This window comes from Chondromyces apiculatus DSM 436 (genome assembly GCF_000601485.1).
GTDB classification, from domain to species: domain Bacteria; phylum Myxococcota_A; class Polyangia; order Polyangiales; family Polyangiaceae; genus Chondromyces; species Chondromyces apiculatus.
Genome location: NZ_ASRX01000026.1, coordinates 23,225 through 47,549, shown reverse-complemented (window position 1 = coordinate 47,549; position 24,325 = coordinate 23,225). Strand labels below are relative to the sequence as shown.

The window sequence follows — 24,325 nt, the reverse complement described above, 5'->3', positions numbered from 1 at the left end:
GGAGCGATGTCCGGGTTGGCACTGGCGGTCGTCGGGGTGGTGATCGGAGCGTGCTCCGGCGCCCCCGAGCAGGCTGCCGTGCCGTCTGCGGCGCCAGCGACAGCGGCAACAACGGAGGCGACGCCAGAAGTGAGCGCGACGCCCGGAGCAAGCGCAGCGCCCCAGGCGAGCGCCGCGTCCGAGGCCAGCGCCACGCCGAGCGCCGCGGCGCCTCCGCCGCCCCCTCCGTCCCGCTGTCCGGCGAACATGATCGAGGTCCCCGGCGGGGAGCTTGCGGTGGGGAAGGGGAAGGCGAAGCAGAAGGTCACGGTCGCGCCGTTCTGCATCGACCTGAACGAGACGACCGCCGACGAGTACGCCGCGTGCGTGAAGGGCGGCGGGTGCAACGAGGACCGGGTGAAGGTCTGCGATGGGGCGACGTACGGGAAGCCGGAGCTCGCCAAGAATCCGATGGTGTGCGTCGACTTCACCCAGGCCGAGGCCTACTGCAAGGCGCAGCAGAAGCGCCTGGTGACCACCGAGGAGTGGGAGTGGGCGGCGCGCGGGGGGGCGGAGGACCGGTACTTCCCGTGGGGCAACGACGAGCCCGGGGACCAGGCCTGCTGGGGCGGCAAGGCAGGGACGCGCGCGGTTTCCTGCCCGATTGGCAGCTTTCCCAAGGGGGACAGCCCGCTCGGCATCCACGACCTCGGGGGCAACGTCTACGAGTGGACGACGTCGGCGTCCGACAAGACGAGCACCGTGCGCCAGGGGCGCGGGGGGAGCTGGAAGGACAGCGCGAAGGATCTCTTCCGCAACGATCGGCCCTTCATCTTCAAGACCACGTACCGCTGCGGCTTCCTCGGCATCCGCTGCGCGACGACGCCGCAATGAGGGCCAGGCCACCGGCCGATGACGCGCTCCCGGCGTAGGGGGGGATCCCTCGCCGGGCGGGTGTGTCGGCCGGTCGATTTCTTTGCGGACCTCGGACCCGGTTTCCGCTCCTCCAGATAAGAGCGCTCGAACCCGCTGCTGGTGCGTGGGGCCGGGCGCAAGGAGGAGCCGATGTCCTGGTGGAATCCCGTGGACTGGGTCGATGCAGTGGAAGACGTCGCCGAGGATCTCGAAGAGGCGACCGTCGCCGTGGCGACAGGTGTCGCCGATGAGCTGGTGGACGTGGGCAACACGCTCGTCAAGACGGGCCACACCATCTACACCGACGTCGCCGATGGGGCGGTCGCCGCGTTCAACACGGCCTCGGGAGGCGTGATCTACGCCGTCGACTGGACGGAGACCGAGACCTCGAAGGTCGCGACGTGCGCGCTGAGCACGTGCGGGGACATCGCCCACTTCAGCGTGGACCTCTACGGGAAGACGGTGAGCTTCGCGGAGGATGCGTACAAGTACCTCTCCAGTTACCTGATGAGTTCACCGCCATCGCTCGGGCCCTACAACGATCTGGCGCGCGATTTCATGAAGGCGCTGTTCACCGTGTACCTGGCGAGCGAGAGCTCTGCCGAGTCGGTGGTGAGTAGCTGGGAGCGCGACGCCCGCAAGAAGGGCTACACGATGGCCATCGATTTCGACGGCGGCATCCAGCTCGTGAGCATCACGGCCGACATCGTGGCCGGCGTCTACGTGGACAGCAAGGGAGAGTGGGGCTTCCTGGTGAACGTCGGCGTGTCCGTGAGCATCGTGCCCTCGGTCGAGGCCAGCATCACCATGGACCTCTACATGCTCTTCGGCGGCGTCAGCATGTACAACGACAAGAGCTACTACTTCATCGGGGGGACGTTCGACATCGAGGGGTTCATCATCGGCGGCGATGTCCTCCTCAGCTCCGGGTTCGCGTTCAAGGGGTTCAGGGCCGCGCTCGGGGTCGGGGTGAGCTACGACCTGTTCGCCTCGGGGGGCAGCGAGAGCGCGAAGAGCACGAGCGCCGAGAGCACGAGCGTCGAGGCGAGCCCCTCGCTCCCGAGCCTCGACATCTACAGCGTCAACCTCCTCGGGGAGCAAGGGGCGACGCACGACGTGGCGTGTCAGGTGGCCACGGACTCCTCGCAGGAGACGAGCATCGTCGCCAATGCGTCGGGGGCGATGACCATGAAGTCGGCGTCGATCCTGGCGAGCGATCAGGTGGGCGGCAGCGGCGGGAGCGCCTTCGCGGACGACATCACCAACGTGGCGCGCATCAAGAGCATCACGCTCCGGGGCGGCACGTACGTGAGCGCCATCTCGATCACCTACGTGCTGCACGACGGGTCGACGGTGGTGAAGAGCCACGGAGGGACCAGCGGCACGGCGGTGACGCTGAACCTCATCGAGGACGAGTACATCACCAAGGTGACGGGGCGGAGCGGCTCCCTCCTCGATCAGGTCTGCTTCACCACCAGCCACGGGCGGACCCTCTCCACGGGCGGCGGGGGCGGCGGTCCGTTCACCATCGACCCGAAGCTCAACCGCCCGATCATCGGCATCTTCGGGAGCAGCGGCAGCGACATCGACGCCTTCGGGGTCTACTACCGCTCCGGCGTGCCCTTCACGTTGCAGTCGAGGAACAGCAACCTCTACCTCGACGTGGTGGGGCAGATGGACGCCTCCGACGGCGCGTCCGCCGTCCAGCAGTCGTCGACCGGCGGTCCCCACCAGCACTGGTTGCTCTCACCCGGGGGGGACGAGGGGGAGTACTGCATCGTCAACGAGCACTCGGGCCTTTCCCTGGAGGCCTCCGGGAGCAGCGTGGGCGCGTCGGTGGTGCAGAACGCGGCGAGCGGGAGCGACACCCAGGTGTGGTCGTTCACCGAGAGCGGGGGCTACTGCCTGATCAAGAACAAGGGCACCGGGATGTACCTGGACGTGCAGGGGATCTCGTTCACCGCGGGCGCCCAGGTCTACCAGTGGAGCCTGACCAGTGGCCTGAACCAGCAGTGGCGCCTCGCCCCGGTCGCCGCCAAGGTCTACGCCTTCTCGGGCGGCGGCTTCACGGGGAGCTTCCAGGCCTTCGGGCCGGGGAGCTACGACCTGAGCCAGATCACCCTCGGGAATGACACCATCCGGTCGCTCCAGGTGCCCGAGGGGTGGCGGGTGACGCTGCACCAGCACGCGGGCTTTGCAGGGACGACGCAGGAGGTCACGCGCGACGCCTCGGAGCTGGGCAGCATGAGCGCTCAGGCGTCGAGCCTCGTCGTGGAGATGCCGCCCTGGGGCGTGACCCTCTACAAGGACGCCTCGTACAAGGGCAGCTCGCGCACGCTCTCGCCGGGGAGGTACGCCTCGCTGTCGGGCCTCGGCTTCTCGAAGAATACGCTCTCCTCCGTGACCATCCCCTCGGGGTGGCGCGTGACCCTGTTCGATCACGAGAACTTCGAGGGCGAGGCGTCTGTACTGACGTCGGACACCGCGAGCCTGGGGAGCTTCAACGACGAGACGTCGAGCCTCGTGGTCGAGGCGGCGCCCCTCGGTCAGGTGGTCCTCTACAAGGACTACCGGTACGCGGGGACGTCGCAGGTGCTCACCCCGGGCAGGCAAGACATGTCAGCCCTGACAGCCTCGGGCGCCATCGGCGACAACAGGTTGAGCTCCGTCAAGGTGCCCACGAACTGGACGGTGATCCTCTACAAGGACTCGGGGTACTCGGGCACGTCGAAGACACTCACCGCCGATTGCAGCCGCCTCGACGACTTCAACGACACGACGTCGAGCCTCATCGTCATCCCTGGCTGAGCGCGCCCTGCGCTCCCTGTTCCGGGCTGAGCGCGCTCTGTGCCCCCTCCTCCCCTCCCGCCTTCGCCCTCCACCACGCCGCGGCGCTCCTGCCGTCCCACGCGCTCGCGGCGTCGCTGGTGTCGAGCGCATCGAGCGCCGCGACAAGCTCGCTCACGTGCTGGAACCGCGCGCCGCGGTCCTTGGCCAGGCAGCGCGCGATCACCGCGGAGAGGTCGGCGGGGAGGTGGGGATCGCGGTCACGGAGCTGCGGCGGAGGGGCGTCGAGGTGCGCCTTGCACAGCGCCTCCAGGGTGTCGCGCTCGTAGGGGGGCTTGCCGGTGAGGAGGAAGCAGGCGACGCCGCCGAGGCTGTAGATGTCGCTGCGGGCGTCGGGCTGGTGCCCGCGCACCTGCTCGGGTGCCATGTACGCAGGCGTGCCGAGGAGCTGCCCGGCGCGGGTGTGGTACGACGCCGAGGAGGTGGCGCCCTCGGCGTCGACCGCGGGCGTCGACCGCGGGTCGGCAGGGGAGCTGGCGAGGCGACTGGCGAGGGGCTGCTCCCCGCGCGCCTCGACGTGCACGAGCCCGAAGTCGAGGAGCTTGGCCACGTCGTGCACGCCGCCCCGCTCGCAGATGAAGATGTTGCCGGGCTTGATGTCGCGGTGGACGAGGCCCTTGTCGTGCGCCTCGGCGAGCGCCCCGCACACCTGGCGCAGGAGGTGGACCACCCGGCCCGGGGGGAGCGGGCCGTGGGCATGGACGAGGGCGTCCAGGGTCACGCCAGGGAGGTACTCCATGGCGTAGAAGAACGCGCCGTCGTCGGTGCGGCCGAAGTCGTAGACCTCGACGGTGTTCGGGTGGGTGAGCTGGGCCATGGCCTGGACCTCGCGCTCGAAGCGTGAGAGCCACTCGGGGTGCTGCACCCGGTCGGCGCGGATCAGCTTCACCGCGCAGGGGCGGCGCAGGAGCCGGTGCCGTGCCTGGTAGACCTCGCCCATGGCGCCTTTGCCGAGGAGCTGGGTGAGCTGGTACTGGCCGACCTGCCTGGCGTCGAAGACCGCCCTGCGGAGGGCCTGGAACCGGAGGCCGATGTACAGCCCGACGCCCCCGAAGAAGCCCACCAGGATCAGGCAGGTGAGGGCGTTGTCGCGCGCGTACGGGCGCAGGCCCGGGTTGCCGAGGGCCGCGACGACGACGACCGCCGCGGACAGGAGGGCGAGGCCGGCGAGCATCACGGCGCCGCGCCGCCGGGCGTTGGGGATGATGATGCCGTAGAGGCCCGCCAGCGCTGCCCACTGGGTGCCGACCGGCGTGCTGATGTGGGTGGTGCCCGTCTGGACGTGGGTTGTGCCGTCCGGCGAGAGGACCCAGTAGGCGGAGCGCAGGAGGTCGTGGAGCAGCGGTGAGGGCGGGCTGGCGAGGGTGATGCCCTTGCTGAGCCACGCATGGTGCCAGCTCCAGAGCACCACGAACGCGGCGGTGAGACCTGCGATCTCGCAGCGCCGCAGGGTGGTCCGCGAGGGGGAGCGCAGGGTCAGCACGAGGAGGCCCAGGCCGACGAGGGCGGTGACGCCGGAGGCGATCCCGGCAGCCGGCAGGGTCGCGATCTTGGACCAGGCTCCGGAGAGGGTCGCGCGGAGCAGGATGCCGAAGAGGAAGAGGTGGAGGATGAGGACCAGCACGCGGATGCGCTGGTGCAGGAAGCGGCGCTGCTCTTCGTCCCACTCCGCGCGCGCACCATGGGCAAGGGGGGCGAGCGCGGCGAGGGCCCGCTGGGGCGGGGCATCCTGGGGTCGCAGGGCGGCCTCGGCGTCCGGGCCCTGTGGCGTGGCCCGCGCGGTGAAGAGCGAGGCTTCCTGGTGGTGGGCGAGCAGGGAGGTGACTTCTTCCCGGAGCGCGGTATCTCCCGCGCACGCCTGTTCGAGCGCCACCGCCCGCTCTCCGGGAGGCAGGGTGTGGACGGCGAGGAAGACCTCCGTGACGCGCGCGTAGCGGGCGGCGTCCATCGTCTACGCTTCGGTCAGCGCACGCCGCAGCCAGGCTTTGATGAGGCTCCACTCCGCTTCGAGGGTGCGCTTCGGGACGCCGAGGACCGCCGCGACCTCCTCGACGGAGAGGCCGCCGAAGAAGCGCATGGAGACGATCTCGGCATGCCGGGGGTTGAGCGCGGCGAGCTCCTGGAGGGCGTCGTCGAGGGCCAGCACGTCAGGATCCCGCTCCACCGAGAGGCCGAGCGCATTGTCGAGGGGGACGCGCGTCACGCCGGCGCCGCGCTTGTCGGCGAGGCGGGTGCGGGCATGGTCGACGAGGATGCGGCGCATCATCTGCGAGGCGACGGCGAAGAAGTGGGCGCGGCCCTGCCAGTCGATGCGCTCGATCTGCACGAGCTGCAGGAAGGCTTCGTGGACCAGCGCCGTGGGCTGTAGGGTGTGGTCCCCGCGCTCGCTGCGCATCAGGGACGCGGCGCGTCGGCGCAGCTCGTCGTAGACGACGGAGAGCAGCGCATCCACGGCCTTGCGGTCACCGGCACTCACCGCGGTGAGGAGGAGAGTGACGTCCTCGCGCCCCGTCATGCCACGAAGATAGCGCTGCTTCGAGCGGGGGCGCAGGTGAGTTCACGGGCGGCGCACACCGCGCACGCAGTCCGGGTGGCATGGGGCGCGATCCGGGGGGGAGAGACGCGGAGAGGTGGGTTCTCTGGTGTCAGGGCTGACGAGCCGCCGCGGGGCTCGTGTAGAGTACGGCCATCATGGGCATCCTGCGCTCCGGGCTCGCGTTCCTCGGCATGCTCCTCGTGACGGCATGCGGCTCCAACCCTGCGCCAGACCATGCCGTCGCGGGGCCACGGCCTGGGCGCGCCGTCGCGGCTGCGCCCACGGCGCAGCCAGGAGCCACCGAGGCTCCGAGGGTGGCGGCGAAAGCGGCGCCAGCAGAGGGTGTGCAGACCGCGGAGGGGGGACGCGTCCATGTCATCGGCGGGCTGAAACCGGTGGCAAAGGTGTGGAACGTCCACTGGGTGGATGAGCGGACACTCGCGGTGTTCACGGAGAGCGATCTGCAGCTCTGGGACCTCACCACGGGCACGCTGCGCGCCTCCCTGAGGCCGAGCTATGGCAGCCCCAGAAAAGACCTGGCCCTCGATCCGCATGGGCGCTGGATGTACTTCAACGACAACCTCTATCCCCTCGACGCTCGTGCCCAGGATGAACGCCTGATCGTCAACGAAGGAGGGGCGTGGGCCAGCGCGGATGGCGAAAGGCTGATCACGAGGTCCGGGCGGGACAGCCTCGAGGTGCATGCCCTCGCGTCGCGACAGACCATCGCGAGGTACAGGTTCGGTTACGTGAGTTCGCTCGCGATGCTCGACGACGGCAGGGTGGTGATCGGTCAGGGGAGCAACAACGGCGTCGCCATCCTGGGTCCGGCTCCGGACGCGAAGGTGGTCGCGCTCGAGGGGACCTCCATGCCCTACGTCTTCTCGCCCGACGGCAAGAGGATCTTCGCGCAGCCGTACGAGGCGGCGGAGCTGCTGGAGATCCACCCCGCGACAGGAAAGACCCTGCGCACCCTCAAGCTCCCCGGCTCCCTGGCCCAGGTCCGCCACACGCGCGGGGGGCTTGTCTCCTACGTGAGCAGCCGGGGCTGCGAGATCCTGGAGCTGCAAGGCGGCACCCAGGTGGGCGTGGTGCCGCGGGCGCCGCGGGCGCGAGAGTGCGTGCTCAGCCCCGATGGCAAGCGCGTCGCCAGCGTGACGGGGGGCGAGGACAAGCGCGCCCCGAGGGACGGGTTCGCGGTCGGCACCGTCGGGGACAAGCCCGACTGGCGCATGTTCACGCTGTTCCCGGGGGAGGCCGTGAAGCAGGCGGTCCTCGCGCCCGACGGCAGCGCCGCGGTGCTCGGGTACGAGGGGCCGAAGGCGGGGACGCAGGGCGAGAAGACCCTGTGGTCGTTGCGGCCGCCGCGCATCACGCTGGACAAGGTGGTGGGGGAGCTGGCCGTGGGGGTCGGCGGCATCGCCGCCCGCGCCACGCCCGACGGCGCGCTGTCCCTGCACGACGCGGGGACGGGGGCGGTGGCGGCGGAGCTTCCGAAGCTGCCCGAGGCGCCCACGTGCCTCGCGGTGTTCGAGGGCGGGCTGGTGGTCGCGGGGCTGCCCGACGGGAGGATCGCTCTGGCAGACCGGGGGAGTGCGAAGCTGCGGTTCGCCAGCCGCGCGCTGCGGTTCGCCAGCGAGGTGCCGAGGATCACCCAGATCGTGCCCACGCCGGACGGCAAGCGCGCGCTCATCGTGAGCAAGACGGGCGAGGCGGGGGGGGTCGACGGCCAGGGCGTGCTCGCGCTGCTCGACGTGGCGAAAGGCACGCTGAGCAACCAGGTGGTGCTGCCCGAGCCGGCGAGGCAGGTGGTGTTCGACACCCGCGGCGCGCGCCTGGCAGTCCTCACCTACGAGTACCTTCTGGTCTACGACGTCGGCGCCTCGCTCAAGCCGAAGGTGCACCGCTTGAGCAACGCAAACGACGGCCCGATCCGCTTCTCGGACGACGGGGGGTCGCTCCTGATCAGCCAGGGGCAGTCCGGGGAGATCACCTCCCTGCTCCCCATCGCGGGGGGTGAGGTCACGCGGCTCCCCGCCTCGTCCGAGAAGGCGACCTCGCCGAGCTTCGGCGATCACCTCCTCCTTCTCCTCCACAATGAGGTGCTCCTGTTCCGGAAGGGCGACTACAGGCCGCTCGTGCTGCGGAGCATGCGCGAGGCGTCAGGCAGGATCGGGTTCGCCTACCTGGGTGACGGCCGGTTCGAGGGCAGCGAGGAGGCCGTGCGTCGGGTGCCGGTGTGCGTGGGGAAGTCGCGGACCCAGAGCCGCTGTGGCTTCGCGCCGGACCTCGGCGCCGCGGCGACGCCGGGCCTCACCGAGGGGTGGTTCGCCGGAAAGTAGGGCACTCAGCGAAAGATCTCTCCGTCTGTCACCTCCAGGAGGACCTTGGCCAGGGGGCGCGGCGCCTCGGGGGTCCCGAAGGCGGACACGGGCGCGGTGCAGTCCACCGGGCGGTGCAGGGCGCAGAGGCGGTCGGCGATGTGGTTCCAGTGCCCGAGGGGCGAGCTGTCCTTGGCGTGGCCGCGGATGTGCACGTACCGGAGCGAGGCAGGGCGGCAGGCGTCGAGCAGGGCGTGCGCCTTCGCGACCTGCTCCTGCAGGGTCGGGTGGTTCACCTTGTACCAGCCGAGCAGGTAGTAAACGTTCCAGAGGAAGTCGGCCACGACGACCACGCGCTCGCCGGGGCGGATGGCCTCCAGCGCGAGGAGCAGGGCGTTCATCTCGGCGCCGACGTTCTTCATGGGGATGCGGGCATCCCGCGCCACGAGGCGAGAATCCTCGCCCTGGCGGAGGACGACGAGCCCATGCCACCCGCTGCCGCTGCCGTCGGTGAACATCCAGGTCTCGTCGGAGTCGATGGTGCGGTCCGGCTTGAAGCCCACCGCGCGCTTCCTCTCGCCCGCCTCGCGGTCGTAGGTCTTCCGCTCGGTGGTCTCCACGCGCACGACCGACGACCAGGGAGGCAAGAGGGGCATGCAGCCGGGGTAACGAGGGATGCGCCGGAGCGCAAGGTTTCAGGGCCGTCTCAGTGGGCCCAGCGGCCGTGGGCTGGGCGAGGCTCCCGGGTCGGCAATGGCGGGGAACGGGGCGTTGCGCCCGCTCAGAGGCCCTTGATGATGCCGTTGCTCTTGCCGCAAGGGCAGCCGATGAAGAGCTGGGCGTGCTGGAGATCGAGGGAGGCGTGCTCGATGCGCAGCGGCTGGCGACAGAACCTGCAGACCTCGTGGTGAGGCTTGCCGTGCCTGACGAACGAGACGGCGCGCTGAACGACTGCCCACGCGGCTGCGGCTTGCTCCGCGGTCACGCGCCGCGGGTCGTCGTGGCCAGCGGGAGCGGCAGACGCCGGGGCGGCAGGTGCGGGTCGTCGGGGTGGAGCCAGGGGAGCCTGCCGTACTTCTGCTCCAGGGCTCTGCCCTCCTCGGTCGGGACGCGGTGCTGGTTGGTCTCGTCGTAGAACTCGAGCTGGTCGACCGGGTCGTGGACCCGGTTGAGCTGGAGGCCCACGGTCACGAGCGAGGGCAGCGCCCTGGAGGCGGCGAGCGCGTCGAGGCCCTGGCTGGTGATCTCGTTCTGGGTCAGGTCGAGGAAGCGGAGCCCCGCGACGTGGGGTGAAGCCGCGAGCGCCGAGAGGTCCGCGTCGGTGACGCCCTGGTTCGTGAGGTCGAGCGTCCGGAGCCTGGCGAGCGCCAGGAGGGCGGCGAGATCGGCGTAGCGATGGCGGAGGGCGTCGTCGTCGGGGTACAGCACAATCTGGGCGACCAGGCGCAGCTCCACGTCGCCAGGCCCCTCCGTGGACGGAGCATCGATGAGGCCAGCGTGGTGGGCCTCCCGATGTTCCTGAGCGCTGCGATCAGCTTCGGCCAGGCCGCGTCGACCTCGGTCACGCGCTGGGTCGCTTCGTGGACCAGCACCGGGTGGTCCGGGGCGGAGGCGCGGAGGTAGGCGATGCGCTCGGCGCGGCCCCACGCCAGGCTGAACTCTCCTGCGGCAAGACCCGCGGCGTGGGCCGCCTCGCCGGCAGCATCGAGGTGTGGCGCAAGGGCAGTGTGGAGGGTTTCAGGCCACGCCGACCAGTCGCTGCTCTCCGCGGGGAGGGTGGGCAGCGCGATCCCGGCCTGCTGCACCTGGGTGGTCACCTCGTCGAGCGTCTGAGCCACGATCTTGTGCTCGATGCGGATGGCCGCCGTCGCGAACCGGACCGCGTGCGCGAGCTTGGCATCGGCCGCGGTGTCGGGGGCCGCCGCGAGGCGCGCGAGCGGCTCCTCGGTGGCGTGACGCGCGGCGAGCTTGCTGGGCTCGAAGCCCAGGTTGAACGCAAGGCGCGCCGAGAGCAGGGGTAGGTCCGTGGCACCGTTGCCTGTCATCGAGGACATGGTTGATCGCGTTTCTCGGCTCCTCCAGCAGGAAGTCGACGGGTCGGACCTCATTGCCGACGGCCCGGTGCAGGCGTAGAAGCTCCTCGTGCTCCCTGTCTCCTGGACGCGGTGGTTGCAGGCAGGCGCCGAGGGCGCGTGAGCGTTCCTCGGGAAGCAGGCCCCACGCCCGCGCAGATGGCGTGGGTGAGCCGCGCCACGGAGATCGCGCTGCCCGAGCTGCATCTCACCCGGATGCGGGGCGCGACCTCGTCTTCCGTCTTCGAGGTCCGCGCGCGGTCCGCCGGGGATCCGCGGCGCTTCGTGCTCCGCGTGCTCGACAATGCCGAGTGGCTCCGGGAAGAGCCTGATCTCGCAGCGCACGAGGTCGCGGCGCTCCGCGAGGCCCGGAGCGCTGGGCTCGTTGCACCCAGCCCGGTCGCGCACACGGATGACGCGGGCTCGGGCGCGCCAGCGCTCCTCATGTCCTTCGTCGAGGGGCAGGTGGAGGTGCGTCCGCGGAACGCCCAGCGCTGGCTGGAGGGGCTCGCGACGATGCTCGCCCGCATTCACCGTCACCGCGCCGAGGCATTCCCCTGGGTCTTCCGGAGCTGGACGGTGGGCAAGGCGCTGGCGCCGCCCTCGTGGACCAGGGTACCCGCAGCGTGGGCGCGGGCGATCGACAGGTGGCACGCCGGGGCGCCGGACGATCCTCCGGTGCTCCTCCACCGCGACTACCACGCGGTGAACGTGCTGTGGCGCGACGGGACGGTGAGCGGCGTCGTGGACTGGGTGAATGCGTGCCGTGGGCCCGCCGGGGTCGATGTGGCGCACTGCAGGACCGATCTCGTGCTGATGCGGGGTCCCGCGGCGGCCGCGGCGTTTCTGGAGGCGTACGGCGCAGCGGCGGCGGGATACGTGCACGACCCGTACTGGGACCTCGATGCAGTGCTCGACATGTGCTTGCCGGAGCCGGTGTTCTACGAGCCCTGGGAAACGTTCGGGTTGCCCCGGATCCCGGCGGAGACGCTGAGGGAGCGGCTCGACGCCCACCTCGAGGCCGTGCTGGAGCGCGGGTGAGGGGAGGGGAGCGAGCGCGCCCGGAGGGGAGGCGGGGATTGCCGGGAGGGCGCGGTGGGGGCTGAGCTGCACCCTGCGAACTTCAGGGATGTGGGCGAGATCCTCGGCCTCTGGCTCGAACCGTCCCCCATCGCTTCCGCGCGGCTCTTCCGGGGCGGGCGCTTCGACACCCTGGCGGCGGTGAACGATCTGGGATCTCCGGGAACGATCCTGAACCTGCGGCGTGGTCCAGATCCCGATCACCTCACGGGCATCAGGCACGTGCACGTGCCCGCGGAGGACGACGTGGAGAACTACGACACCCGGCTGCCCCGGGTCAGGCGGTGGCTCGGGAAGGCGCTGTCCGTGCTCGCGGATCCCGAGGTCACCTGGCCGGTGTACGTGCACTGCACCTCGGGGAGGGACCGGACCGGGGTGGTCATCGCGGCGGCGCTGCTGCTGGTCGACGTGCCGCGCGAGGTGGTCGCGGAGGAGTACATGCTCAGCGAGGGTGCAGACCGCAGCGCCATCGAGACCGCGATCGAGGGGATCCTGGGAGAGCGGACGGCGCTCCCGATCGACCGCAAGAAGCTGCAGACGGCGCTCCTGGGCGGCAGGCGCAGCGGCTGACCCTGATGTCAGGGCTCGTGGTGCGTCGCGAGCGCGGCTGGAGGCGCCCGTGAGGCTCAGCGGGGCGCGTCGAGCGGGTGGATGACGGCGGCGTGCTTGCGGGCGAGGTCGTCGAACAGCTCCGGATGCACGCAGGCGGCGAGGATCTCCAGGGACTCGACGATGCGGGGGCCGGGGCGGTTGAAGTAGGCGTTGCCGTCGGTCACGTAGACGCGGGCGCGGGGGCTGACGGAGGCCTGGATGGCTCGGGCGATGAGGCCGCGCTCTTCCAGGGTGCGCTCCAGGGTGAAGCCGCAGGGCTTGATCAGGACCACCTCGGGGTCGAGGCGCGCGAGGTCCTCGGGCGTGACGGTGGGGGCTGGTTGGGCGGCTCTGGCCCCAGCGGCAACGCCGCCCGCGTGCGCGATGAGCTCGGGCATCCACAGGCCACCCAGCATGATGGGCTCCAGCCACTCGACGGACACCACGCGGGGCCGGGTGGGGGCCGTTGCGGCGCGCTGGGCGATGGCGTCGAGGCGGGCTGCGAGGGCGCGGCGGAGGGCGTGTCCCTGCGCGTGGAGGTGGAGGGCGGCGGCCACGGTCTCGACATCGGCGAGGATGTCGTCGAGGCAGGTCGGCGTCAGGCTCACGATGCGCACGGCGTCGCGGTGGGCGAGCCGGGCGACCGCGCTGCGGACGTCGTCGAGCGAGACCGCGCACACCTCGCACAGGTCCTGGGTGACGATCACCTCGGGCGAGAGGGCGGCGAGCTGGGCCTCGTCGACGGTGTAGATGCTGAGGGCGTCGCGCACCACCGCGCGGACCGCGGTGTCGATGGCGAGGCTCGTTCCGGAGGCGCTGACGCGGGAGCGGGTGAGCACCGGCAGGCCGCGGATGGTTTCCGGGTGATCGCACTCGTGGGAGATGCCGACGAGGGTGCGCTCGGCGCCGAGGGCGCAGACGATCTCGGTAGCGGAGGGCAGGAGAGAGACGACGCGGACCGGCGCATCCTCGGGGCCTCGGGGCTCAACTTCGTCCATCGGTGGCTCGACGGCATGCCGCGCAGAGAGCGGTACGCCGTGGGCCCAGCCTAGCGCGCCCATCCGCGGGGCAGCCAGCGGGACGCGCGGGTCCAGCAAGACGATAGGGCGCCCCTGCCGCGCGCACTCCAGCTTCCGGCACGCGAGCTGCAACACGCTCCAGCATGGCGCGACACGGCCGTTCACGGCCTTGGGCGCGACCTGACGGAACCCGTCACCCGAACAGGAGGGCTCGATCATGACCCGGAAGCTGAAGAAGTCGGCGGCGCAGACCCCAACCGTGCAGCCCAGCGGCGGGAACACGCAGCCAGGAGACAACATGCCTCACGTCGAGGAGGAGCATCATCACCACCATGGTGGCGTGATCAAGCCAGCCTCGACGGGCAGCTCGTACCTGAACCCCGGATCCATCAACATCCGGCACTGAGCCGCTGAGCGGAAGCGCGCGCACGACGAGCGAACGGGGGGGTATACAGGGTCCTTCACAGCCGGAGGACCCTGAGCATGAGCGGTGCGCAGCATGCAGACGCGCTCTCGCTGGTGGGCGAGCGCTGGAAGACGATGTTCCCTGTCAAAGGGGAAGGCGTCGACCTGATCTCGCCGGACAATCCGGTGTTCGTCCGCGGTCTGGGGATCAAGACGAGCGTCTACATCTACTTTGCCGGTAACTCCGACGCGTCCGACCTCCTGATCGTGCCCCTGTCGCGGATGCACGAGGCAGAGGCGATGCTCGACGAGATCGCGACGAGGCGCACACCCCGCTCGGCGTGGTGAAGAAGCACGTCGAGGAGATCATCGACAACCCCTATGCGGCGGATCCGGAGCCGGTGCCGCTGTCGGTGCGGGCGGCGGAGGCGGCGCTTTCATGGTTCGAGCAGGCAGACAAGCAGGCGCTCGCCAAGGATCCTCCGTCGCCGCGATGGCTGAAGGCCACGCGCATCCCCACCATCGGCATCATGGGCCCGGGGCTCCCCGAAGGCGCCGGATCCATCCGGGTGACGGACACCGCGCAGCGGCAGGAGGCGTGGCGCAACCAGCCAGGCCGGGTGCAGAAGTGGATCGCCTCGGCGAAGCGTGACTTTGCGGCGGGGCAGCCGGCGGCAGCGTTCACCTTCGGGCTCGACCTGCACTGGATCGACGACGATGCGCTCCGCGACGAGGGGCTGGAGCTGCTGGTGATGGCCTACGAGAAGCTCGGGCGGCACGCCCACGCGGAGACGCTGAAGGTGCACTGCGCCCACCGGGATCTCGGGAGCGTCGGCGTGTTCCTGAGCGCCGGAGAGGAGCCGTCGGAGGAGGCCGGGGGCGCGTGACGGTGAGGCCATGGAGGCAGGCTGAGCGCCGCTGAGCGGCCACCACGCGCCTCAGGTGCCCTTCGGATCGGTACGCGGGGCTTCGAGAGGGGCGATCAGGGCATCCATGAGGGCGGCGATCTCCAGCGGTCGGTGCTTGCTCCCGAAGAGGGCATGCTGGTGGAGCAGCGCCAGGAACATGGGGGAGACGAGCTGCAGGGCGATGATGCGCACGTCGCGGCCGGTGAGCTCCCCGCGGGCCTGGTGGCGCTCCAGGCGCACCTCCACGGCGCGGAGCAAGGGTTCGAGCATCTCCTGCAGGTAGGCGGGGCCGAGATCGGGGGACTCCAGGGCCACCCGAAGGGCGGTGGTGTGGGCGTGGCGCACCTGGGGGATCTCCAGGCCGAAGCGGATGTTCTGAAGCACCCAGCGCATGGAGGTAGCCACGTCTTCCTGGAGGGGCTCGCTGGCGACGCGGAGCAGGTGCTCGGCGCCGAGCTGACGGGCCATCGCGAACACCGACGCGAACAGCTCCTTCCGATCCTTGAAGTAGTGCCGCAGCGTCGTCGTGCTCACGCCCGCGAAGGCGGCCAGCTCGCGGAAGCTCGCGCTCGTCCCGTCTTCCTCGGCGAGGCGCCGCGAGAGGACTTGCAGGAGCCGCAGGCGTGTCTCCAGGTAGTCGGCGTTCCTGCTGCCCTGGCGGCGCGTCACAGGCCTCCCTTAGCGCTGCGCGCCGGCTGGAGGAAGTCGGGTGCAAGCAGGGAAGGAGGGCGCGCCCGGGGGCGGGACGACCGCGGCTCCTGCCGAGGATCCTGGCTTGCCGTTCAGGGGGCTCCGGGGTGCCACGGGGGAAGGGGGTGTGGCATCGATCCCTGTCGCACCATGAAAGAGCCCTCTGTCGACCGAAGAATCGGGCCCCCGGTAGGCCTCGGCGCGCTCCTGCTCGGCACCGCGGTGCTGGTGGCGTGCTCGCCCAAGCGCACGGAGCAGTCTGCCGAGACCAACCCTCAGACAGGCGAGCCCAGGCCGCCGGGGGGCGACGCGCAGCCGCAGCCGGTGCGCACCGATGTCGTCCTCACCGGGGCGCAGGCGATGGGGGACTGGACCACGGATGCGCCGGGGGTGAAGCGCAAGATCACCGTCGCAGACCTGCCGGCGCCCAACGAGGACTCCTCGGTGACGAACCGCCCCAGCAAGGCGGATCGGCCGGCAGGGGCGCTCCCGAAGGTGCCCGCCGGGTTCACGGTGAACGAGTTCGCGGCGGGCTTCGAGAACGCGCGGGTCGTGCAGGTGGCGCCGAACGGCGACGTGTTCGTGGCGGACAGCAGCGCCGACAAGGTGGTGGTCCTGCGCGACGTCGACAAGGACGGGAAGGCCGAGAGCCGCACCACGTTCAGCGAGGACCTCAAGAAGCCGTTCGGCATCGCGTTCTACCCCTCGGGCTCCGACGCGCCCACGCACGTCTACATCGCGAACACGGACAGCGTGGTGCGCTTCCCTTACAAGGCGGGGGACGCGACGGCCACCAGCAAGCCCGAGAAGATCGTCGACAACATCCCCTCGGGTGGGGAGATGCTCGGGGGTGGCGGTCACTGGACGCGGGACATCGCGTTCAGCAAGGACAACCAGCGGATGTTCGTCTCGGTGGGCTCGCAGTCGAACGTGGACGACGACGACGACGAGAAGCGCCGCGCGAACATCCTGGCGTACACGCCCGACGGGAAGAACGAGGTGATCTACGCCTCGGGGATCCGGAACCCGGTGGGGATCGCCATCGAGCCCTCCACGGGGGCGCTGTGGACCAGCGTGAACGAGCGCGACCGGCTCGGCGACAACCTGGTGCCCGACTACATCACCCGGGTGCAGGAGGGCGGCTTCTATGGGTGGCCGTGGTTCTACCTCGGCAAGAACCAGGACCCGCGGCACAAGGACAAGCACCCCGAGCTGCGGGACAAGGTGATCGTGCCCGACGTGCTGCTCCAGGCGCACACGGCGTCGCTGGCGATGTGCTTCTACACGGGGCAGCAGTTCCCGCCGGACTACCGGGGGCACGTCTTCGCCGCGCAGCACGGCTCGTGGAACCGCTCGAAGCGCCTCGGGTACAAGGTGATCCGCGTGCCCCTGAAGGACGGCAAGGCGGAGGGGCACTTCGAGGACTTCATGACCGGCTTCGTCAACAAGGACGGCGACGTGTGGGGCCGGCCGGTGGGCGTGGCGGTCGCGCGGGACGGAGCGCTCCTGGTCACCGACGACCAGAGCAACACCGTGTGGCGCGTGGCGTACACCGGCAAGTAGCGGGGCCGAGGCCCCGTGGCGTCGTGGTAGGGTGCTCGGCGAGAGGTGGGTCATGGGGATCTCGAGGCGCGACTTCTTCCGGGTATCCACGGGAACGGCGCTGGGAGGCCTGGTCGGCCTGGGGGTGAACCTCGCGCCCGCCACGGCGCGCGCCGAGGCGCTCCGGATCAAGGACACCAAGGCCCACCCGAGCGTCTGCCCTTACTGCGCGGTCGGCTGCGGGACGGTGGTGCACGCGGCGAACAACCAGGTGGTGCACGTGGAGGGCGACGTCCGCAGCCCCGTGAACCAGGGCAACCTCTGCCCCAAGGGCGCGGCCATCTACCAGCTCCACGTCAACCCGAACCGCCTCACCAAGGTGCTGCGCCGGGCGCCCGGCGCGACGCAGTGGGAAGAGTGGGACCTCGAGCGGGCCATGGATCGGGTCGCCGAGCTGACCCGGAAGACGCGCGACGAGACCTTCGTGGAGCGCGACCCGAAGGGCAAGACGCTGAACCACTCCCTCGGGATCTTCTCGCTCGGCGGAGCGACGATGGACAACGAGTGGAACCACGTGCAGCAGAAGCTGATGCGTGGGCTCGGCGTGGTGGCGATCGAGAACCAGGCGCGCATATGACATAGCTCCAGTGTCCCCGGTCTGGGGATCAGGCTAGGTCGCGGCGCTGCCACCACGTATGCGGGGAGCCTGGTGCACTCCGACTGCATCGTCATCGAGGGCTCGAACATGGCCGAGTGCCATCCCGTCGCCTTCCGGTGGGTGATGCAGGCGAAGCTCGCGGGGGCGACGGTGATCCACGTGGACCCGCGCTTCACCCGCACCAGCGCCATGGCGGACATCCACGCGCCGCTGCGGGCGGGGACGGACATCGCCTTCCTCGGCGGCCTCATTCACCACGTCATCGAGCACGAGAAGTACTTCAAGGAGTACGTCGTCCATTACACCAACGCCGCGACGCTGGTGCGGGACGACTTCAAGGACACCGAGGAGCTGGAGGGCGTGTTCTCGGGGCTGCACGGCTACGACGGTGACCCCCTCAATGGCTTCGTCGGCCAGTACGACACGGCGAGCTGGCAGTACGTCAGCGGAGACACGGGGACGCAGCGGGCGGGAGACGGCGCGATGACGGGGCAGGTGAGCCAGAACCCGGCGAAGCGCGGCGACATGGCCGGCAAGGGACCGGAGGTGGGCGCGAACCCGCCGCCGCAGGGGCCGCCCTTCGACGGCATGGTGCGCGCCATGAAGAAGCCGCCGCCCCCGCGGGACGAGACGCTGCAGGATCCGCGCTGCGTCTTCCAGATCGTCAAGCGCCACTTCAGCCGGTACACGCCGGAGATGGTGGAGCGGGTGACGGGCTGCCCGAAGGACGTGTTCCTGAAGGTGGCGGAGGCGATCACCAGGAACTCGAACCCCGAGCGCACCACGGCCTTCTGCTACGCGGTGGGCTGGACCCAGCACACCTACGGGCCGCAGCTCATCGGCACCTGCGCCATGCTCCAGCTCCTGCTCGGCAACATCGGGCGGCCCGGGGGCGGCATCCTCGCGCTGCGGGGGCACGCGACCATTCAAGGGTCGACCGACATCCCCACCCTCTACCATTCCATCCACGGCTACATGCCGGCGCTCTCGACGCTGAAGCAGCACGAGACGCTCGCCGACTACCTGAAGACGGAGACGCTCCCGGCGAGCTACTGGTCGAACACCCCGAAGTTCTTCGTGAGCTACCTCAAGTCCATGTACGGGGCCGCGGCCACGGTGGAGAACGACTTCGGCTATGGCTGGCACCCGCGCATCGCCGGAGACCATTCGCACCTGCCCATGACCATCGCGATGATGGAGGGGCGGGTGAAGGGCATGTTCGCGATGGGCCAGAACCCCGCCGTGGGCGCCCAGAACGCGCGCCTCCAGCGCAAGGCGCTGGCGAAGCTCGAATGGCTGGTGGTGAAGGACAACTTCGAGACGGAGACGGCGGCCTTCTGGCGCACCTCGCCCGAGGTGCAGAACGGCGAGCTGAAGACCGAGGAGATCCAGACCGAGGTCTTCCTGTTCCCGTCGGCCCAGGTGGGGGAGATGGACGGCAGCTTCACCAACACCCAGCGGCTCGTGCAGTGGCACGCCAAGGCCGCGGATCCGCCCGGCGATTGCCGCTCCGACCTGTGGTTCACGGTGCACCTCGGCAAGCGGCTCAAGGCGCACTACGCGGCGAGCACGCTCCCGCGGGACCAGGGCATCAAGCACCTGGTCTGGGACTTCGACGCCGACCACCCCGAGCCTGGCTCGCGCATCCCCGACGAGCCCGACGCGCGCAAGGTGCTGCGGGAGGTGAACGGCTACCGCTCCGCGGACGGGCGCCACCTGACCTCGGCGGCGGAGCTGAAGGACGACGGGTCCACCACGTGCGCGTCGTGGATCTACTGCGGCATCTACCCGGAGCCCGGCAAGAATCTCGCGGAGAGCCGCGTCCCCGACGCGCCCGAGGGGCCGCAGACCCACCTCGGCTGGGCCTTCGCGTGGCCGTCGAACCGCCGCACCCTCTACAACCGCGCCTCCGCGCGCCCCGACGGCAAGCCCTGGAGCGAGCGGAAGAAGTACGTGTGGTGGGACGGCAAGCGCTGGACCGGCCACGACGTCCCCGACTTCCCGCTCACCAAGGCCCCCGACGCGCCGGCAAAGCCCGATGCGATCGGGCTCGATGCCCACGCGGGGACCGACCCGTTCATCCTCAAGGTGGACGGCAAGGGCTGGCTGTTCGCGCCGACGGGGCTCGTGGACGGGCCGCTCCCCACCCATTACGAGCCGGTCGAGTCGCCGGTCCAGAACCCGCTCTACAAGCAACAGACGAGCCCCGTGCTCAAGATGTGGCGGCGCGACGACAACGTGATCGCCTCGCAGGACCCCCGCTACCCGCACGTGCTCACCACCTACCGCCTGACGGAGCACCACCTCTCCGGGGTGATGAGCCGCTGGCTGCCCTGGCTCGCCGAGCTGCAGCCCGAGCTGTTCGTGGAGCTGAGCCCGGAGCTCGCTGGCGCGCACGGGATCGACAACCTGGACCTGGTGCGCATCGCCACCCCGCGCGGCGCGATCACCGCGAAGGCGCTGGTGACCCGGCGGATGCGGCCGCTCCAGATCGACGGCAAGACCGTCCACCAGGTGGGGCTGCCCTGGCACTGGGGCTACCAGGGCCTGGTCACGGGCGAGGTGGTGAACAACCTGTCGGCCCTGGTCGGGGATCCGAACGTGTCGATCCACGAGGGGAAGGCGTTCGTCTGCAACGTGGAGAAGGCGTGATGGCAGAGCCGATGGGGTTCTTCACCGACACGACGGTCTGCATCGGCTGCAAGGCCTGCGAGGTGGCCTGCAAGTCGTGGAACCAGATCTCCTCCACGAACGGCGGCCAGAACGTCCTCTCGGGCGACAGCTACGACAACACCCGCAAGCTCGACGGCGAGCACTGGCGGCACGTGAAATTCATCGAGCAGTTCAGCGAGGACCGCGTGAGCGAGTCGCGCTGGCTGATGATGAGCGACGTCTGCAAGCACTGCGTGCAGGCCGGGTGCCTGGAGGTGTGCCCCACGGGCGCCATCATCCGCACCGAGTTTGACACCGTGGTGATCCAGCAGGACGCCTGCATCGGGTGCAGGGCGTGTCTGCCGGCGTGTCCCTTCGGCGTCATCGACATCAACCCGGTGACCCACACCGCCCAGAAGTGCACGCTCTGCTACGATCGGATGCAGGTGGGGATGACCCCCGCCTGTGCGCAGGCGTGCCCCACGGCCTCCATCCAGTTCGGCCCCCTCGTCCAGCTCCGCAAGAAGGCCGAAGACCGCGTGGCGCAGCTCCACAGCCAGGGCAAGGAGGAGGCCTACATCTACGGGGACGAGGCCATCCTCGGGGGTCTGAACTCGTTCTACCTGCTCGTGGACAACCCCGAGGTGTACGGGCTGCCCGTCGCGCCGAAGCTGCCCTCGCGCAACCTCTGGAGAAGCTCGTTCGCCGCGGCCTTCGGCGCGGCCGTGCTGGGGCTGTGGGGCCTCGTCTCGCTGCGCACGCGCAAGCGTGGCGCGAAGGCCGAGGGGCCTTCCAGCGGTGACGGCGGCGGCGACGGGGGAAAGAAAGGGGCGGCGCCGTGAGGGACGTCCTGTTCACGGCGCCGGCGCACTGGCACTGGCTCATCGTCGTCTACTTCTTCTTCGGCGGGCTCTCGGCCGGGAGCTACGTGCTCGGGGCGCTGCTGCACCTCTTCGGGGGTGCGCAGGAGCGGCCTGCCTCGCGGCTCGGCTACCTGGTGTCGCTCCCGGCGCTCCTCGCGTGCCCGCCGCTGCTCATTGTCGATCTCGACCGGCCCGAGCGCTTCTGGCACCTGTTCCTGTGGTCGCAGCGGCCCGGGGTGATGTTCAAGTGGTGGTCGCCCATGTCCATCGGCTCCTGGGCGCTGCTCCTGTTCGGCGCGTTCTCGTTCGTGTCCTTCGTGGGGGCGCTCTCTGCGGACCCGTGGCGGCCGAGCTGGTTGCCGGAGCGGCTCGCGGTGCTCGGGCGCGGGATCTGGGGGAAGGTGCTCGCGGCCGGTGGGGCAGGGTTCGCGTTCTTCATCGCGGGCTACACCGGCGTGCTGCTCTCGGTGACGAACCGCCCCCTCTGGGCCGAGACGCCCCTCCTCGGGCTCCTGTTCACCGCCTCGGCGATGGCCGCCTCGGCGGCGCTGGTGGGCTTCGTGGCGTCGCGGCGGGGGGGAGCCTTCGTCCCGGCGCTGCCCTGGCTGTCCCGGATGGAGCACGCGGCGGCCTTGCTGGAGCTGCTGGTCCTGCTGCTGTTCCTGGCGTGGCTGGGGCCCGCCGTGGCGGCCTGGCGGGGGCCGTACGGGGTGCTCCTCGGGATGGCGGTGCTGCTCGGGCTGGTGGCGCCCCTGGCGCTCACGCTGGTGCGGGCGCGGGGGCACGCGGCGCGAGGGCGAGCGGCGCGCGGGGAGGCGTCGGGCGCGGCGCGCGGGGAGATGTCTGGAGAGGCACCCGGGGGCGGGCACGAGGTGACGGCGCTGGGGGTGGGGCTGGTGCTCGCGGGGAGCCTGGCGCTGCGGGCGGCCATCGTGCTGGCGTCGGAGGCGCTGGGCCATGCGTGAGGGCGCTGGCTGCATGCGTGAGGGCGCTGGCTGGAGGATGCGCGGGGAGAGGTGGGGGCGCCTCTGGCTCGTGGCGCTGGGCGGCGCGTGGGCGCTCAGTGGGTGCGCGTGCGCGAGCCCGGAGGCGCGGCGGTCGCGCGGGGGTGGACCCGGCGCCGATCCAGGCAACCACGGGGCGGAGGTGGCGGTGCACGGTCGGGTGGACCCGTTCCACGGCACCCCGCGGAAGGTGCCGACGCGGTGAGCGTGTCAGCGGCGGCCAGGTCGCGGGTCACTGCCCTCTCCGCGAAGAGCCCGGAGCTCGGGCCGTGGCTCGCGCTCTACGAGGTGGTGCTCGCGGAGCTTGCGGAGCCCACCTGGTCCGCCATCACGCCAGAGCTGCTCGCGGAGCGCCAGGCCTCCGGTGCGCAAGGCGGCGCGCTGCCTGGGGGCGACGCCGTTCCGGCCGAGGTGGCGCCAGGGCTCACGAACCTCCGCATCCCCCTGGCGAAGGGGCCGTTGAAGCGCTTCTGGGGGCGGCTCTGCGAGGTGGCCGCACGGAGCGCACCGGAAGGGCAGGGGGCGGAGCGCGCGCTGCGCGAGGCAGCAAAGCTCGACGGGTCCGAACTCCTCGCGCTGCTCGAAGCAGCCATCGATCATGACGGGAGCCGGGTTGCGGCGCTCGCGGGTCGTATCGCGCTGCCGGCCGCCATGCTCGGGTCGCTGGCACAGCTCGCGGTGGTGCCACTCCTGCAGGCCTGTCGCGGTGCTCTCGGATCCTCTGCGGGAGCAGCAGGAGCAGCAGGAGCAGCAGGAGCAACGGCCCGGAGGGCGTGGTCGCAGCCGTACTGCCCGGTGTGCGGGGGATGGCCCACGCTCGCCGAGGCCCGGGGGCTCGCGCGCACCCGTCACCTGCGGTGCGGCCGTTGCGGGGCCGACTGGGGAGCGCCGGTGCTGGCGTGCTCGCTGTGCGGTGAAGGGGACCACGAGAAGCTCGTCGCGCTGATGCCCGAGCAGGGAGGCGAAGCGCGCAAGGTGGACGCGTGCGGGGCGTGCAAGGGCTACCTCAAGTCGCTGACCACACTGGGCGCGTGGGCGGGGGAGGTGGTGCTGCTGGAGGATCTCACGACCGTCGACCTGGACCTCGTGGCCCTCGACCGCGGCTACGCGCGCCCCGACGACCCTGGGCGGGCGCCCGGCGTGACGCTCGTGGAGGCCCCGGAGCCTCGCTGGAGCCTGCGGCGGTGGTGGCCATGAGCACTGTCCTGAGCGAGCACGCGCCCCTGTCTCCCGCAGACTTCTGCCGGCTCCTGCTGCGCACCCTGGAGGCCTCTGACGGGCGGCGCAGGCGGCGCAAGCGGAACACCACGCCCGACGCCATCGGGCTCGGCATGAAGCGAAGCCTGCTGGAGCGGGCCGTCGAGGAGGCTCCGACGGTAGAGGCGTTCGAGGGGTGGCTGCTCGCGGCGACCATGGCCGAGGAAGGCGGCGCGCGGGCGATGGCGCGGGACATCCACGACGAGTGGCAGATGGCCCAGCAGGCGCCGGCATTCAGGGCCTGGCTGGAGCGCGGCGCGCCCTCTGACGACGCTGGCGGTGAGGGTGGGAGCTGAGCCGTCTCCCTCGCGGAGCAAGCTGTTCAGCGTGCGGTAGATCGGACCGAATGTGCGCCTGTGGGCGCGTGAAGATCGACCGCGACCCACTGCCGCTCCTCGCGAAGGCGACCCATGATTCTCGCACGACGGACACCTCGGTCATGGGGATCGGGGCCCACCCGCCAGGGAACTGGAGCGTCAGCATGAGGCCTCATCAGCAGCATCCGAACGACCAGAGGGCCAACGTCAAGAACCCGAACAACCAGTCCTTCCAGGCCGACCAGGCCAACCGCGGCAAGCAAGCGCAGGGGAACGCGCCAGGCCAGATGAACGCACCTGGGTACGAGGGGGCCGGGACGCAAGGCGAACAGCAGCAGACCCGGCAGCAGACCCCGCAGCAGAACCCGCAACAGAACCAGGAGAACCCGCGACAGCAGCAACAACGAACTCCCGGGCGCTGAAGTATCGGCCTTCGAGGTTGATCCCGCAGCGCACAGCTCCGATGTCTCGCCTTCCCACCCCGGGAACGGCCGGGGCTCCGGAGCTTCTCTTTTGTGCGCGGCGCGTGCGGCCCGTGGACGAACCCGATCATTTCGCGCATAACGCCCGGGCTTGGCGCGCTCATGGATGACCTCCTCGCCGCGCGCCGCCGCGGACTCCCGCGAGCCTTCCTCCCCGCAGCGATCCTCACCCACCGTGGCAAAACCG

Annotated in this window: 24 protein-coding genes; 17 read left to right on the top strand and 7 right to left on the bottom strand. The window is 70.7% G+C overall.

From position 1 onward, the window contains the following. Nucleotides 1-6: 6 nt before the first annotated feature. Nucleotides 7-873 carry a formylglycine-generating enzyme family protein gene (locus tag CAP_RS18260; protein WP_231511552.1) on the top strand — a complete coding sequence of 289 codons (867 nt, stop codon included), beginning with the start codon at nucleotides 7-9 and terminating at the stop codon, nucleotides 871-873. A gap of 171 nt (nucleotides 874-1,044) precedes the next feature. Beyond that, nucleotides 1,045-3,702, top strand: a complete 2,658-nt coding sequence (locus CAP_RS44895) for an RICIN domain-containing protein (protein WP_052375463.1) — start codon at nucleotides 1,045-1,047, stop codon at nucleotides 3,700-3,702. Here CAP_RS44895 and CAP_RS44890 read toward each other — a convergent pair. Both CAP_RS44890 and CAP_RS18240 read right to left on the bottom strand, forming a co-directional pair. Continuing rightward, a complete protein-coding gene (locus tag CAP_RS44890; protein WP_052375462.1) occupies nucleotides 3,689-5,689 on the bottom strand; it encodes a serine/threonine-protein kinase in 2,001 nt (666 codons plus the stop codon). The genes CAP_RS44895 and CAP_RS44890 overlap by 14 nt on opposite strands. 3 nt (nucleotides 5,690-5,692) lie before the next feature. Further along, nucleotides 5,693-6,256, bottom strand: a complete 564-nt coding sequence (locus tag CAP_RS18240; protein ID WP_044242723.1) for an ECF-type sigma factor — start codon at nucleotides 6,254-6,256, stop codon at nucleotides 5,693-5,695. Between the two features lie 176 nt (nucleotides 6,257-6,432). Between CAP_RS18240 and CAP_RS18235 the strand changes: the two genes are divergently transcribed. Then, nucleotides 6,433-8,619 (top strand): WD40 repeat domain-containing protein, encoded by a 2,187-nt coding sequence (locus tag CAP_RS18235; RefSeq protein ID WP_044242720.1) that lies wholly within the window; start codon nucleotides 6,433-6,435, stop codon nucleotides 8,617-8,619. A 5-nt stretch (nucleotides 8,620-8,624) separates the two neighbouring features. Here the strand turns inward: CAP_RS18235 and CAP_RS18230 are convergent, their stop codons facing one another. From CAP_RS18230 to CAP_RS18220, 3 genes are all read right to left on the bottom strand, one after another. Next, nucleotides 8,625-9,254, bottom strand: a complete 630-nt coding sequence (locus CAP_RS18230; protein ID WP_044242717.1) for a ribonuclease HI — start codon at nucleotides 9,252-9,254, stop codon at nucleotides 8,625-8,627. Between the two features lie 125 nt (nucleotides 9,255-9,379). Further along, nucleotides 9,380-9,583, bottom strand: a complete 204-nt coding sequence (locus CAP_RS18225) for a hypothetical protein (RefSeq protein WP_044242713.1) — start codon at nucleotides 9,581-9,583, stop codon at nucleotides 9,380-9,382. Next, nucleotides 9,580-10,053, bottom strand: coding sequence for a leucine-rich repeat domain-containing protein (locus CAP_RS18220; RefSeq protein ID WP_044242710.1), 474 nt, complete (start codon nucleotides 10,051-10,053; stop codon nucleotides 9,580-9,582). The genes CAP_RS18225 and CAP_RS18220 overlap by 4 nt, the downstream gene beginning before the upstream one ends. A 125-nt stretch (nucleotides 10,054-10,178) precedes the next feature. Between CAP_RS18220 and CAP_RS18215 the strand changes: the two genes are divergently transcribed. From CAP_RS18215 to CAP_RS18205, 3 genes are all read left to right on the top strand, one after another. After that, nucleotides 10,179-10,619 (top strand): hypothetical protein, encoded by a 441-nt coding sequence (locus tag CAP_RS18215; protein WP_197041235.1) that lies wholly within the window; start codon nucleotides 10,179-10,181, stop codon nucleotides 10,617-10,619. A gap of 171 nt (nucleotides 10,620-10,790) precedes the next feature. Beyond that, entirely contained in the window at nucleotides 10,791-11,711 is a 921-nt protein-coding gene (locus CAP_RS18210; protein WP_156040913.1) for an aminoglycoside phosphotransferase family protein, read from the top strand. A 54-nt stretch (nucleotides 11,712-11,765) separates the two neighbouring features. Next, nucleotides 11,766-12,320: a tyrosine-protein phosphatase gene (locus tag CAP_RS18205; protein WP_081865008.1), complete on the top strand. Its 555-nt coding sequence runs from the start codon at nucleotides 11,766-11,768 to the stop codon at nucleotides 12,318-12,320. 56 nt (nucleotides 12,321-12,376) lie between these two features. Here the strand turns inward: CAP_RS18205 and CAP_RS18200 are convergent, their stop codons facing one another. Further along, nucleotides 12,377-13,339 (bottom strand): ABC transporter substrate-binding protein, encoded by a 963-nt coding sequence (locus CAP_RS18200; protein ID WP_044242705.1) that lies wholly within the window; start codon nucleotides 13,337-13,339, stop codon nucleotides 12,377-12,379. Nucleotides 13,340-13,577: 238 nt separating this feature from the next. Between CAP_RS18200 and CAP_RS52380 the strand changes: the two genes are divergently transcribed. The 3 genes from CAP_RS52380 to CAP_RS18185 all read left to right on the top strand — a co-directional run bounded on the left by CAP_RS52380 (nucleotide 13,578) and on the right by CAP_RS18185 (nucleotide 14,652). Then, a complete protein-coding gene (locus tag CAP_RS52380) occupies nucleotides 13,578-13,766 on the top strand; it encodes a hypothetical protein (protein WP_044242703.1) in 189 nt (62 codons plus the stop codon). A 77-nt stretch (nucleotides 13,767-13,843) separates the two neighbouring features. Further along, a complete protein-coding gene (locus CAP_RS18190) occupies nucleotides 13,844-14,113 on the top strand; it encodes a hypothetical protein (RefSeq protein ID WP_044242701.1) in 270 nt (89 codons plus the stop codon). Continuing rightward, nucleotides 14,110-14,652: a hypothetical protein gene (locus tag CAP_RS18185; RefSeq protein ID WP_156040912.1), complete on the top strand. Its 543-nt coding sequence runs from the start codon at nucleotides 14,110-14,112 to the stop codon at nucleotides 14,650-14,652. Before CAP_RS18190 ends, CAP_RS18185 begins: the two co-directional genes overlap by 4 nt. A gap of 51 nt (nucleotides 14,653-14,703) precedes the next feature. Here CAP_RS18185 and CAP_RS18180 read toward each other — a convergent pair whose 3' ends face one another. Further along, entirely contained in the window at nucleotides 14,704-15,342 is a 639-nt protein-coding gene (locus tag CAP_RS18180) for a TetR/AcrR family transcriptional regulator (protein WP_044242697.1), read from the bottom strand. Between the two features lie 171 nt (nucleotides 15,343-15,513). Here CAP_RS18180 and CAP_RS18175 point away from each other — a divergent pair, with 171 nt between their 5' ends. From CAP_RS18175 to CAP_RS18135, 8 genes are all read left to right on the top strand, one after another. Beyond that, on the top strand, nucleotides 15,514-16,926 hold the full coding sequence (locus CAP_RS18175) for a PQQ-dependent sugar dehydrogenase (protein WP_044242695.1): 1,413 nt from the start codon (nucleotides 15,514-15,516) through the stop codon (nucleotides 16,924-16,926). 52 nt (nucleotides 16,927-16,978) lie between these two features. Continuing rightward, nucleotides 16,979-20,215, top strand: coding sequence for a formate dehydrogenase (fdh, locus tag CAP_RS18165; RefSeq protein ID WP_081865006.1), 3,237 nt, complete (start codon nucleotides 16,979-16,981; stop codon nucleotides 20,213-20,215). Further along, entirely contained in the window at nucleotides 20,215-21,057 is an 843-nt protein-coding gene (locus CAP_RS18160) for a 4Fe-4S dicluster domain-containing protein (RefSeq protein ID WP_044242690.1), read from the top strand. The genes fdh and CAP_RS18160 overlap by 1 nt, the downstream gene beginning before the upstream one ends. Next, complete coding sequence (gene nrfD, locus CAP_RS18155; protein ID WP_044242688.1) at nucleotides 21,054-22,043, top strand: NrfD/PsrC family molybdoenzyme membrane anchor subunit; 990 nt, start codon at nucleotides 21,054-21,056, stop codon at nucleotides 22,041-22,043. Before CAP_RS18160 ends, nrfD begins: the two co-directional genes overlap by 4 nt. Continuing rightward, nucleotides 22,036-22,287, top strand: coding sequence for a hypothetical protein (locus CAP_RS18150; protein WP_156040911.1), 252 nt, complete (start codon nucleotides 22,036-22,038; stop codon nucleotides 22,285-22,287). The genes nrfD and CAP_RS18150 overlap by 8 nt, the downstream gene beginning before the upstream one ends. Further along, nucleotides 22,284-23,279, top strand: a complete 996-nt coding sequence (locus CAP_RS50555) for a formate dehydrogenase accessory protein FdhE (protein ID WP_044242683.1) — start codon at nucleotides 22,284-22,286, stop codon at nucleotides 23,277-23,279. Before CAP_RS18150 ends, CAP_RS50555 begins: the two co-directional genes overlap by 4 nt. Next, entirely contained in the window at nucleotides 23,276-23,635 is a 360-nt protein-coding gene (locus tag CAP_RS18140; RefSeq protein WP_044242833.1) for a hypothetical protein, read from the top strand. The genes CAP_RS50555 and CAP_RS18140 overlap by 4 nt, the downstream gene beginning before the upstream one ends. 185 nt (nucleotides 23,636-23,820) lie before the next feature. Then, nucleotides 23,821-24,078 carry a hypothetical protein gene (locus tag CAP_RS18135; protein ID WP_156040910.1) on the top strand — a complete coding sequence of 86 codons (258 nt, stop codon included), beginning with the start codon at nucleotides 23,821-23,823 and terminating at the stop codon, nucleotides 24,076-24,078. Nucleotides 24,079-24,325 lie beyond the last annotated feature (247 nt).